This window comes from Flavonifractor sp. An306, assembly GCF_002159455.1.
Lineage (GTDB): Bacteria > Bacillota > Clostridia > Oscillospirales > Oscillospiraceae > Flavonifractor.
This window is the reverse complement of the sequence record NZ_NFIQ01000004.1, coordinates 63,492-74,401: the sequence shown is the minus strand read 5'-3', so window position 1 is coordinate 74,401 and position 10,910 is coordinate 63,492. Positions and strand designations below refer to the sequence as shown.

General features: G+C 64.3%; 10 protein-coding genes and 1 other annotated feature. Of the genes, 4 read left to right on the top strand and 6 right to left on the bottom strand.

Features of this window, described 5'->3' with window-relative positions; genetic code table 11:
• Nucleotides 1-1,109 (bottom strand): aminotransferase class V-fold PLP-dependent enzyme (locus B5F88_RS01840; RefSeq protein WP_087341291.1); only part of this gene is annotated, 1,109 nt, incomplete at its 3' end.
• A gap of 101 nt (nt 1,110-1,210) precedes the next feature.
• Here B5F88_RS01840 and B5F88_RS01835 point away from each other — a divergent pair.
• A complete protein-coding gene (locus B5F88_RS01835) occupies nt 1,211-1,840 on the top strand; it encodes a DUF4230 domain-containing protein (protein WP_087341290.1) in 630 nt (209 codons plus the stop codon).
• Nucleotides 1,841-1,885: 45 nt separating this feature from the next.
• On the opposite strand, the gene B5F88_RS01830 is transcribed toward B5F88_RS01835, so the two are convergent.
• On the bottom strand, nt 1,886-3,322 hold the full coding sequence (locus tag B5F88_RS01830) for a glycine--tRNA ligase (RefSeq protein WP_087341289.1): 1,437 nt from the start codon (nt 3,320-3,322) through the stop codon (nt 1,886-1,888).
• A gap of 57 nt (nt 3,323-3,379) precedes the next feature.
• Nucleotides 3,380-3,586 (bottom strand) — a binding site (T-box leader).
• Between the two features lie 53 nt (nt 3,587-3,639).
• Nucleotides 3,640-4,542, bottom strand: coding sequence for a GPR endopeptidase (gene gpr / locus B5F88_RS01825; protein WP_087341288.1), 903 nt, complete (start codon nt 4,540-4,542; stop codon nt 3,640-3,642).
• A gap of 202 nt (nt 4,543-4,744) precedes the next feature.
• Here gpr and rpsT point away from each other — a divergent pair, with 202 nt between their 5' ends.
• Entirely contained in the window at nt 4,745-5,008 is a 264-nt protein-coding gene (gene rpsT / locus B5F88_RS01820) for a 30S ribosomal protein S20 (protein ID WP_204246184.1), read from the top strand.
• A gap of 97 nt (nt 5,009-5,105) precedes the next feature.
• A complete protein-coding gene (locus tag B5F88_RS01815) occupies nt 5,106-5,972 on the top strand; it encodes a YihY/virulence factor BrkB family protein (protein WP_087341286.1) in 867 nt (288 codons plus the stop codon).
• A gap of 37 nt (nt 5,973-6,009) precedes the next feature.
• Here B5F88_RS01815 and B5F88_RS01810 read toward each other — a convergent pair whose 3' ends face one another.
• Together B5F88_RS01810 and B5F88_RS01805 are read right to left on the bottom strand one after the other, a co-directional pair.
• The gene (locus B5F88_RS01810) at nt 6,010-6,762 is read right to left on the bottom strand and encodes a type III pantothenate kinase (protein WP_087341285.1); all 753 of its coding nucleotides are present in this window, start codon (nt 6,760-6,762) and stop codon (nt 6,010-6,012) included.
• A 1-nt stretch (nt 6,763) separates the two neighbouring features.
• Nucleotides 6,764-7,456 (bottom strand): ECF transporter S component, encoded by a 693-nt coding sequence (locus B5F88_RS01805; protein WP_087341284.1) that lies wholly within the window; start codon nt 7,454-7,456, stop codon nt 6,764-6,766.
• A gap of 230 nt (nt 7,457-7,686) precedes the next feature.
• Between B5F88_RS01805 and coaBC the strand changes: the two genes are divergently transcribed.
• Nucleotides 7,687-8,886, top strand: coding sequence for a bifunctional phosphopantothenoylcysteine decarboxylase/phosphopantothenate--cysteine ligase CoaBC (gene coaBC, locus B5F88_RS01800; RefSeq protein ID WP_087341283.1), 1,200 nt, complete (start codon nt 7,687-7,689; stop codon nt 8,884-8,886).
• Between the two features lie 58 nt (nt 8,887-8,944).
• Here coaBC and B5F88_RS01795 read toward each other — a convergent pair whose 3' ends face one another.
• Complete coding sequence (locus B5F88_RS01795) at nt 8,945-10,444, bottom strand: M23 family metallopeptidase (RefSeq protein WP_087341282.1); 1,500 nt, start codon at nt 10,442-10,444, stop codon at nt 8,945-8,947.
• Between the last annotated feature and the right edge of the window lie 466 nt (nt 10,445-10,910).

Here is a 10,910-nt window from a genome sequence, read left to right as displayed (position 1 = left end):
CCCTCCGGCAGCGGCGGCGGGGGCGGAAAGGCGGGGCAGGGGCCCAGCTCCACCTGCTCCAGGGCCTGCCGCAGCCGGGCAAAGTCCTCCGCACCGTCGGCGCAGGTGGGGATGAGCACCACGTGGCCCCCGTCGGCCATCTCGGGCCACACCCCCAGCCCCTCCAGCCTCTCCTGGGTATCAAAGCCGCGGGGGGAGAGGAGGGTGAGCCGGGTGGGATCCAGGGGAGCGTGGCGAGCCGTCAGGGCGGGGAAGTCCCGCCGCAGGGCGGCCACCTCCTCCGCTGTCTTTTGGTAGGCCGCCGCCCCCTCCTCCAGCATATGCGCCCGGCAGAGGTCCAGCGCCGCCATCATGGGGTAGGAGGGGCTGGAGGAGCCGTAGATGGCCCCCGCTCGCCGCAAGTCGGCCTGGGAGAACCGCCCCCCCGCCAGCAGCAGGGCGGACTGCCCCGGGGCGGGGAGGGTTTTGTGGGCGGACACCACCGCCAGGTCGGCGGCGGAGTAGTGGTCCAGCCCCAGGAAGGGCAGATGGGCCCCGTGGGCCCCGTCCACCACCAGAACCCCGCCGTGGCGGTGGATCACCGCCGCCAGAGCGGGAATATCCGACAACACGCCGTAATAAGTTGGTGAGGTAATACAGACCGCTTTGATCTCCGGATGGGCAAGCAGCTGTTTTTCCACCTCATCGGGGGAGATGGGGCCGGTGACCGCTCCCTCCGCCAGCCAGGGCCGGGGGAGGTACACCGGCTTCAGATCCAGCAGGGCCATGGCGTGGAAGGCGGAGCGGTGGCACCCCCGGTCCAGCAGCAGGCCTGACCCCGGCGGGCAGGCCAGGGTGAGGGCGGCCAGCACCCCCTGGGTGGAGCCGCCGGTGAGAAAGAGGCAGCTGTCCATCTGAAAGACCTTGGCCCACAGCTCCTCCGCCTCCCCGATGGCCCCGCCGCCGTCAAACAGGTTGCCGGTAGGGGGCAGCTCGGTGAAGTCGATGGACGCCAGCCCCGCCAGCTCGGGGGCGGGGAGGGGCTTGCCCTTGTGGCCGGGCATGTGCATCCGCAGGGGATTTTGGGCGGCGAACCGCCGCAGGGCGGTATAGAGGGGGGTGTTTTCCACAGGATACGCCTCCAATGTTGAAAAGTGGCTCCCCACAGCAGGGGATATTGTCGAATTTGCAGGGGATATGGTATAATGGGGAAAAAACGGAGGAGCCGCTGATGCGTGAGGAAGGAACAAGACAGAGAGGATTTGGCTGGAAGCTGGCGGGGCTGCTGCTGCGGCCCAGGACGCTGATCCTCATTTTGATTGTGGCGGTCCTGTGCGGGGGCAGCCTGGGGCTGGGCCAGTACATGGGCTCCCGGAACAAGATCACCAACCTGGGCTTTGAGAATATCGGCGAGCTGGCCACCCAGGCGGCCTACTGCACCGAGGTCAACGTCACCGAGGCCGCCCGGGAGTTTTACGGCATCACCATTCCCTTCACCCAGAGCAAGTACATCTACAGCTACGACGTGGTGATCAAGGCGGGCTTTGACTTTCGGGAGGTAAAATGGAAGGTGGAGGGCAAGACCATCACGGTCACCCTGCCCGAGGTGAAGATCCTCAGCAGCCAGCTGGATCTGGACTCCTTCCAGCTCTACCACGAGGCCGAGAGCATTTTCATGCAGATCTCCCTGCAGGACAACAACGAGGCCATCAAGGCCATGGTGGCCGACGCCCAGGAGCAGGCGGTGGCCAACGGCCTGCTGGAGGAGGCCCGGAAAAACGGGGAGCTCATTCTGCAGGGCTTCTTTGCCAACGTGTACGACCTGTCGGAGTACACCATCGAATTTATCGGGCAGGAGTAACGCTGCGACAAGAGCCCCGGCCGACGGCCGGGGCTCTTGCTGGTTTTAGAACTTGATGCGCTCGGCGATATAGGCCTTCACCTGGTCCATGGGGATGCGCACCTGCTCCATGGTGTCCCGCTCCCGGATGGTGACGCAGCCGTCGGCGGGGGTGTTCTCGTCGCCCACGGTCTGGAAGTCCAGGGTGATGCAGAAGGGAGTGCCGATCTCGTCCTGGCGGCGGTAGCGCTTGCCGATGGAGCCGGCGTCGTCGTAGTCCACCATGAACTCACGGGCCAGCTCATCCCGCAGCTGCTGGGCGGGGCCGGAGAGGACCTCCTTCTTGCTCAGGGGCAGCACGGCGCACTTGAAGGGGGCCAGGGCGGGGTGGAAGCGCATGACGGTGCGGATATCGTCGTTGCCCTTCTTGTCCTGGCCCACCACCTCCTGGTCGAAGGCGTCCACCAGGAAGGCCAGGGTGACCCGGTCGGCGCCCAGGGAGGGCTCCACCACGTAGGGGATATAGTGCTCGCCGGTCTCCTGGTCGAAGTAGGTCATGTCCTTGCCGGAGGTCTCCTGGTGCTGGGTCAGGTCGTAGTCGGTGCGGTCGGCCACGCCCCACAGCTCGCCCCAGCCGAAGGGGAAGAGGAACTCGAAGTCGGTGGTGCCCTTGGAGTAGAAGCACAGCTCCTCGGGGCTGTGGTCCCGCAGCCGCAGGTGCTCCTCCTTCATGCCCAGGTCCAGCAGCCACTGCTTGCAGAAGCCACGCCAGTACTGGAACCACTCCAGGTCGGTACCCGGCTTGCAGAAGAACTCCAGCTCCATCTGCTCAAACTCCCGGGTGCGGAAGGTGAAGTTGCCGGGGGTGATCTCGTTGCGGAAGCTCTTGCCGATCTGGCACACGCCGAAGGGCAGCTTCTTGCGGGTGGTGCGCTGGACGTTCTGGAAGTTGACAAAAATGCCCTGGGCGGTCTCGGGCCGCAGATACACGGTGTTCTTGGCGTCCTCGGTGACCCCCTGGAAGGTCTTGAACATCAGGTTGAACTGCCGGATGTCGGTAAAGTTGTGCTTGCCGCAGGTGGGGCAGGGGATGTTCTTCTCCTCGATGAAGGCCTTCATCTCCTCCTGGGAGAAGGCGTCGATGGGCTTGGACAGCTCCACGCCGCTCTCGGCGCACCAGTCCTCAATGAGCTTGTCGGCCCGGAAGCGCTCCTTGCACTCCTTGCAGTCCATCAGCGGGTCGGAGAAGCCCCCCAGATGGCCGGAGGCCACCCAGGTCTGGGGATTCATCAGAATGGCGGCGTCCAGGCCCACGTTGTAGGGGTTCTCCTGGACGAACTTCTTCCACCAGGCCTTCTTCACGTTGTTCTTCAGCTCCACGCCCAGGGGGCCGTAGTCCCAGGTGTTGGCCAGGCCGCCGTAGATCTCGCTGCCGGAGAAGATAAAGCCCCGGCCCTTGCACAGGGTGACGATCTGCTCCATGGTCTTGTCGGTGTTTTTCATGCTGCATACTCCTTTTGTCTGGCCCAAGGCGAAAAAAACGCCCTGAGCCGGTTTTCGGCTCAGGGCGAACAAATTGTCCGTGGTTCCACCTGAATTCGTACCTGGCTGGTACGCACTCCCTTCCCGGTAACGGCGGGTACCGGCGGGGCATTTCCTCCCCGCGGCTCACAGGCGCCTTCCCTCCCGCTCCGCCGGAGCCTTGCACCGTCCGGCTCCTCTCTGATGCGGAAAACAGGGGGTACTTCTCCCGTTCACAGCCTTATCGTGGGCCATTTTATCATCTTTTATCCGCCACGTCAAGGCGGAATGTGGAAAACTCAGGACAGAAACAGGTCGATATCGGCGATGCTCAGCCCGGGCTGGAGGGCCAGGTTGATGCCGTAGCCGATGACCTTGGCCAGGTCGGCCACCCGGGCGTCGATGTCCCGGGGGGTGACCAGCAGTCCGTCCCCCGCCCCCCGGAGGGCGTCGGGGTCCAGATCCGCCCGGCCGGCCTGGGCCAGCACGTCGGCGGCCAGGGTGGCGGCATCCACCACCGTGGGCACCCCCACGGCGATCACCGGCACCCCCAGGGTCTGGGCGTTGAGGGCAAAGCGGGCGTTGCCCACCCCGGAGCCGGGGACGATGCCGGTGTCGGCCAGCTGGACGGTGGTACACACCCGGCTCAGGCTGCGGGAGGCCAGGGCGTCCACCACGATGACGCAGGCCGGGCGCACCTTCTCCGCCACCGCCCGCACCAGCTCGCCGCTCTCCACCCCGGTGGTGCCCAGCACCCCGGCGGCCAGGGCGGCCACCGGCCGGAAGGAGCCGAAGTGTTCCGGCACCTGCTCCACCAGATGGCGGGTTACCATGGTGTGGTCGGCGGCCTTTGGGCCGATGTCGTCAGGGGTGATGGAGCGGTTGCCCAGGCCCACCACCAGCACCGGGGACCCCTTGGACAGCTTGAGCAGGGGGGTGAGCTCCGCCGCCACCGCCCGGGCCGCCCGGCCGAAGGCGTCGTTCTCCCGCCGGGCCAGCCCCTCCAGCGTGAGGGTGACATAGGTGCCCGCCGGCTTGCCCAGGGCCTGCTCCCCCCGGCAGTCCAGGATCTTTACCGTGGTTACCGGGTAGCCCTCCCGTTTGCTCTCCCGGCTCTCCACCCCGGGCAGGGCCCCTACGCCGCCCCGCTCCCGCCAGAGCTGGGCGGCCTCCACCGCCAGGTCCGTGCGACGCTGATCCATAGCGCCTCCTCCTTTCCTACCCCAAGATATGGTGCGTGTTTTTGTTGACGGAACTATTTTTTGCGGATGGGCCCCTCCTATGCAAAAAAAACAAAAAAAGTTGAAAAAAACAGTTGCAATTTTCGGCGTTGGCTGTTAAAATAAGAATCTGCACGGGCAAACTGTGTAAATAATGATATCGTCATCGGAGGAGGTGTTTGGTTTGCCGAATATTAAGTCTGCCAAGAAGCGTGTCCTGGTGAATAAGACCAAGGCCATGCAGAACAAGGCCGCTAAGTCCGCGCTGAAGACCGACATCAAGAAGTTCGAGGCCGCGGTGGTCGAAGGCAACCGCAGCGAGGCCGAGGGCGCTTACAAGGTGGCCGTCAAGGCGGTTGACAAGGCTGTGGTTCGTGGCCTGCTGCACAAGAACAACGCCGCGCATAAGAAGAGCGCCATGACCATCAAGCTGAACAAGCTGGCCTGAGTCAAGGCAACGTAAGACCGTCTGCGTTTTGCAGACGGTCTTTTTGTTTTTTCGCGGGGAAAACGGGGTATGCTGGAGAACGGAAGGAGGGTGGTCTATGCAGCGGCTGTGGAACAGCGGGGCGGTGCGCTTCGTGCGGGAGATGGTGCGCATCTACTTTGCCAAACGGGTGTCCCGGTCGGCGGCCGAGCTGGCCTACTTCCTGGTGCTCACCTTTTTCCCGGTGCTCATCTGCATCAACGCCTTTGTGGGCCTGCTGGACCTGAACATCCAGGAGGTGCTGGATGCCGCCGCCCCCTTCTTTCCCAGGGAGACCCTGGGGATCCTGGGGGACTATGTGGGCTATATCACCAGCAATCAGTCCACCGCCCTGCTCATCGCCGGGGCGGGCATGACCCTGTTTTCCGCCTCCGCCGCCTTCCGGGCGCTGATGAACATTATGGAGGAGCTGTATGGCCGGAAGGGCTACCGGGGGGTGTGGCGTATCGCCGCCAGCCTGGTGTTTTCGGTGCTCTTTCTCCTCACCGTCTACCTGTCCTTTGTGGTGCTCCTCACCGGGGACTGGCTGTTCCGGCTGGTGGAGGACTTCTTCCACCTGGAGCAGGCCGTGCTCCCCTGGGAGTGGCAGTGGTTCCGGTTTCTGCTCCTGTTTCTGATGATGTTTTTCTTTGTGCTGGTGGTCTACCGCATGGCCGCCCCCAGGGGAAAGCCCCGGCCCCCCGTCCTCACCGGCGCCTTCCTGGCGGCGGCGGCCCTGGTGGCGGCCTCCGCCCTGTTCTCCTGGTTCATCGGCCTGTCCTCCCGGTACTCCCTGGTGTACGGGTCTTTGGCCTCGGTGATCATCCTGCTGGTGTGGCTCTACCTGTGCGGCAACATCCTGATCCTGGGCAACGTGTTCAACTGCGTGTGGTACCGGAAGAAAAAGGTGAAGGCCCTCCGGCAGAGCCGGACGTGGAAAAGCTGAAAAACCGCCTTTGGCGTTCAGCCAAAGGCGGTTTTTGTCATCCGTACTGCCGCAGCCACAGCTCTCGCAGGCCCAGGAAGGTGAGGTTGGGCTCCCAGGCGGTGGGGCAGCGGAGGAGGGGGCGCACATAGGCGCTGTTGCCCCCGGTGAGCACCACCGTCAGTGGTCCCAACTGGTCCTCCAGCCGGGCCACAATGCCCTCGATGGCCCCGGCGGCCCCGTACAGGGCCCCGTAGCGCATACAGCGCTCGGTGTCGGTGCCGATGAGCCCCTCCGGCGGGGAGAGGGTGATGGGGGGCAGCTGGGCGGCCCTGGCGCTGAGGGCGTTGAGGGACAGGGACAGGCCGGGGAGGATCATGCCTCCCAGGAAGCTCCCCTCCGCCCCCACCACCGACAGGGTGGTGGCGGTGCCCATGTCGAACACCGCCAGGGGCGGGGCGTACCGGCTCAGGGCGGCCACGCAGTCCACCACCCGGTCCATGCCCAGGTTTTTGGCGTCGTAGTCCCCCAGAGGCAGGCCGGTGGGGGTGTGTTTGTCCACCGTCAGCACCGGAACGCCTGTCACGGCGGTGATGGCGTGGGCCACCTTTGGGGTCAGGTCGGGCACCACCGAGGCCAGCGCGCACCCACGGACCGGCCCCGTGCCCGCCAGCAGCTCCTCCAGAGCCCTTTGCCAGCCGGGGCCGTCCAGGGCGGTGTCGGAGGGCAGGCGGCGGAGAAAGGTCAGCCGCTCCCCCGAGAAGGCGGCCACGGCCACGGTGGTGTTGCCGATGTCAACGGTGAGCAGCATGTCAGGCGGGCTGCCTCACCGTGGCGGCGGGGGCTTTCTCCAGCTTGAGGGCGTGGATCAGGGGCACGCACACGGCGGGGGTAACCACGGCGGCCACAATGGCCTCGGGGATGCCGTTGGCGGCCACGATGCCCAGGATGAAGCCGGTGATGGCGTCGGCGGGGATGCCCTGGGCGGCGGCATAGGCCTCGGTAAAGATAACGCCGATGGAGCCCATCACCAGGACGGTGTTGGTGAGGGCCCCCACGATGGCGGCCAGCACCAGGGAGACGGTCTGCACCCCGGCGTTGCGCTTACCGGGCAGGTGCTTGAACAGGGCGTACACCAGCCAGGGGGAGACGCCCACCAGGATCCGGGGCACAAAGCAGATAAACAGGGCCCAGAGGCTGCCCCGGTCCAGGCCGGGGACGGGGATCAGGGGAGAAAAAACAAAGGAGGACAGACCGGGGACCAGCGTATTTTTGATCAGGCTGGACAGGCCGAACATGCCTCCAAGAAACGCGCCCTTCCTGGGACCCAGCAGAATGGAGCCGATGATCACCGGCACGTGGAGCACGGTGGCCTTGATCACCGGCAGGTCGATGAGGCCCAGCGGCGTGAAGGTGAGCAGGAAAATGATGGCGGTGAACATGGCCAGAATGGCCAGGCTCTGCACCTGCTTGGTGCGCTGAGCGCGGGTTTGGGCGGTTTTCATATGCAATTACCTCCTGCTGCCGTTCCCTGGATATGCGGGATACAGCGCAAAATAAATGGGCCTGGGGGAGCGGGGAATGGGTCTGCCGTCTCGCTGGGAGTACAGCGGCCCGCCGTCCCTTGGGGCCGAAGCCATTATACGCAATTTGTCCACAAAATGCAATCCCAATGTGGAAAATGGGGGAGGGGTCTGCTATAATTGGGCTCACCACAGACAAAGGAGCGTGCGTTATGCTGAAGGGAAAGACCGTGCTGCTGTGCGTCACCGGCGGCATTGCCTGCTATAAATCCGCCTCTCTGGCCTCCGCCCTGGTGAAGCAGGGGGCCAACGTGCAGGTGCTTATGACCCGCAACGCCACCGAGTTTATCGGCCCCCACACCTTTGAGTCTCTGACGGGCAACCGGGTGAGCGTGGACACCTTTGACCGCAACTATCAGTTCCAGGTGGAGCACATCGCCCTGGCTGATCAGGCCGACGTGGTGCTGGTGGCTCCCGCCACCGCCAACGTGCTGGCCAAGCTGGCCCACGGCCTGGCCGACGACATGCTGACCACCACCGCGCTGGCCTGCGACTGTCCCAAGCTGGCCGCCCCGGCCATGAACACCAGGATGTACGAAAACCCGGTGACCCAGGACAACCTGGATCTTCTGCGCAAATACGGCTGGCAGCTCATCGAGCCCGCCAGCGGACGGCTGGCCTGCGGCGCGGTGGGGAAGGGGAAGATGACAGAGCCGGAGGAGCTGCTGGCCTATGTGGAGTACGCCGTGGGCCATGAGAAGGACATGACGGGGCTGCGGGTGCTGGTCACCGCCGGGCCCACCCAGGAGGCTCTGGACCCGGTGCGCTATCTGACCAACCACTCCACCGGCAAGATGGGCTACGCCATCGCCAAAGCCGCCGCCAGCCGGGGGGCGTCGGTCACTCTGGTGACCGGCCCCACCAGCCTGAGCCGGCCGGTGTGTGTGGAGACGGTGGATATTCTGTCCGCCCAGGACATGTTTGAGGCTGTCACCAGCCGGGCGCCGGAGCAGGACATCATCATCAAGGCCGCCGCCGTGGCCGACTACCGCCCCGCCGCCCAGGCGGAGGACAAGATCAAGAAAAGCGGCACGGACGCCGACCTGTCCCTCCCTCTGGCCCGCACCCGGGATATTCTGGCCTGGCTGGGGGAGCACAAGGTCTCCGGACAGTTTTTGTGCGGCTTTTCCATGGAGACCCGGGACATGGTGGAAAACTCCCGCAAAAAGCTGGAAAAGAAGCGCCTGGACCTGATCGCCGCCAACAACCTGAAGGAGCCGGGGGCGGGCTTTGGGGTGGCCACCAACCTGCTCACCCTCATCAGCCCGGATGATATGGTGGAGCTGCCCCTTATGAGCAAGGAGGAGGCCGCCCACGCCCTGCTGGACCGGATCCTGGCCCGCCGGGGCTGAGCCCACAGCAAAAAACGCGGGAGCGACATCTGTCGCTCCCGCGTTTTTGTCATTCAGTTCAGCTGAGGTAGGACCGGGGATTTACCGCGGTGCCGTTGATCTGCATCTCAAAGTGGCAGTGGTTGCCGGTGGACCGACCGGTGGAACCCACCCGGGCGATGGCCTGCCCCTGGTAGACGTGGTCGCCGGTGGAGACCAGCACGCTGGAGCAGTGGGCGTAGATGGTGCGCACGCCGTTGCCGTGATCAATCACCACGTAGTTGCCATAGCTCCAGTAGCTGCCGGTGCCGGTGCCGGCGAATACCACCGTGCCGCCGTCGGAGGCCTTGATGGTGGTGCCGTAGGAGGTGGCGATGTCCAGACCGCTGTGGTAGCTGTAGGAGCCGAAGATGGAGCGGTAGCCGAAGGAGGAGGTGACGGTGCCGTACACCGGCCAGATATAGCTGCCGGTGGGGTACCAGCTGGGCCGCACCTTGGTGCCCACGGCGATGACCTTTTCGGTAGCCTCCCGGGTCACCTGGGTGGAGAGCACCGTGCGCTCCTGCTCCACGCCGTTGAGGTAGGCCACGTTGGCGTTGACCACCTGTTCGCCGGGCACGCCTTCATCCAGAACCTTGGACTCGCCCTGGAACATGGTGTCGTCCTCCACCTCCACCACCGGGCAGGCGATAGACTCGGTGTAGGTCACGTTCTCCACCGTCTTGACCGACAGGAAGGGGATCTCCTCTTTCACGTTGAGCAGCTGGCCGATATAGATGCGGTTGATGTCCACATCAGGGTTGAGGGCCTCCATCTCGGACACCGTCATGCCATTGTCCAGGGCGATCTGCATGAAGGTGTCGCCCTTCTGCACCTCGTACACCGTCTGGCCGTTGGTGTTGGCGGTCAGGGCGGCCAGCATGGCCTCCGGATCCTGATTCACGTCGGAGGGGGTGTACTCATGGGAGATGGACACCGTGCCGGTGAACTCGGAGGACACCGTGTTCTCGGTGACGTAGTCCGACTTGACCTGCTCCAGCACGCCGTCCAGCACGGCACGGTCCTGAGCGGCGCCGATAAACTGGCCGTCCACCGTCAGCACGTAGTTTTTCATCACCGCGCCGATCTGGTCGAAGAGGTAGGTCTCCAGGTAGGCGGCGGAGGTGAGGTTCTCCGGCTCGGTGAGGGCGAAATCGTAATTGACCTCTCCCTCCAGGGTGTAATCATAGCCCAGAATCTCGCTGGCCCGGGCCTCCACCCGGTCCATCACATCCTCAAATACCTGGGGATTGGACACCGTGCCCAGCACCACGCCGTTCTGCTCCACCACGTAGGCCGGGGTGTACACGGCGGCCACAACGGCGGCCACGCCCAGCACCGAGGCGACAGCGAAGAAGTGCAGCGGGTTGATGAGCCGCCGCTCGCCCGCGGTGGCCGCGTCCAGCTTGTGCTGGATGCGCTCCATCCGCTGCTGCACCAGCTCCATTTTCTCCTGGAGGCGGTACCGCTGCCGGAACTGCTCCAGCTTGGCCCGAACGCCCGCCCCGTCCCATTGGGGCAGATGAAGGATAGATTCCATGTGGGGGATACCCTCCCATTCTGTCAAAGTGTATCATATGGTGACAGCCCACAGGCTGCTTTGTAACAGTTCAGTAAGAATGGTTACAAATTGTTACAAACCGTATCATACACGCTTTCCCCGCAAAAGTCAAGGGCAAGATGTAAAAAATACGGATTTTGGCTTTTTTACGGGAAAAGGGCCGAGCAAACACCCTGTCTTGTAGTTCTTTTTACCCCGGCAGGCAAAATCGGAGCGCCCGTTGGGGGCGCTCCGATTTTGTAACAGTTTTGTTGTCAGTCTGTGATTTTTACGCCAGGGCGGCGGTAATGATGGCCATGGAGTAGTTCCCCACAGGCCTTTCGCCTGCGGGGGCCCCAGAAATTGAACTCTGCCGGGGCAAGTGAATTGCCCCGGCATCAAGGTTTTGCGCCTCGGGGCGCAAAACACTTGACGGCGCGTGGCGCCGTGCCCCGCTGAAGCGGGG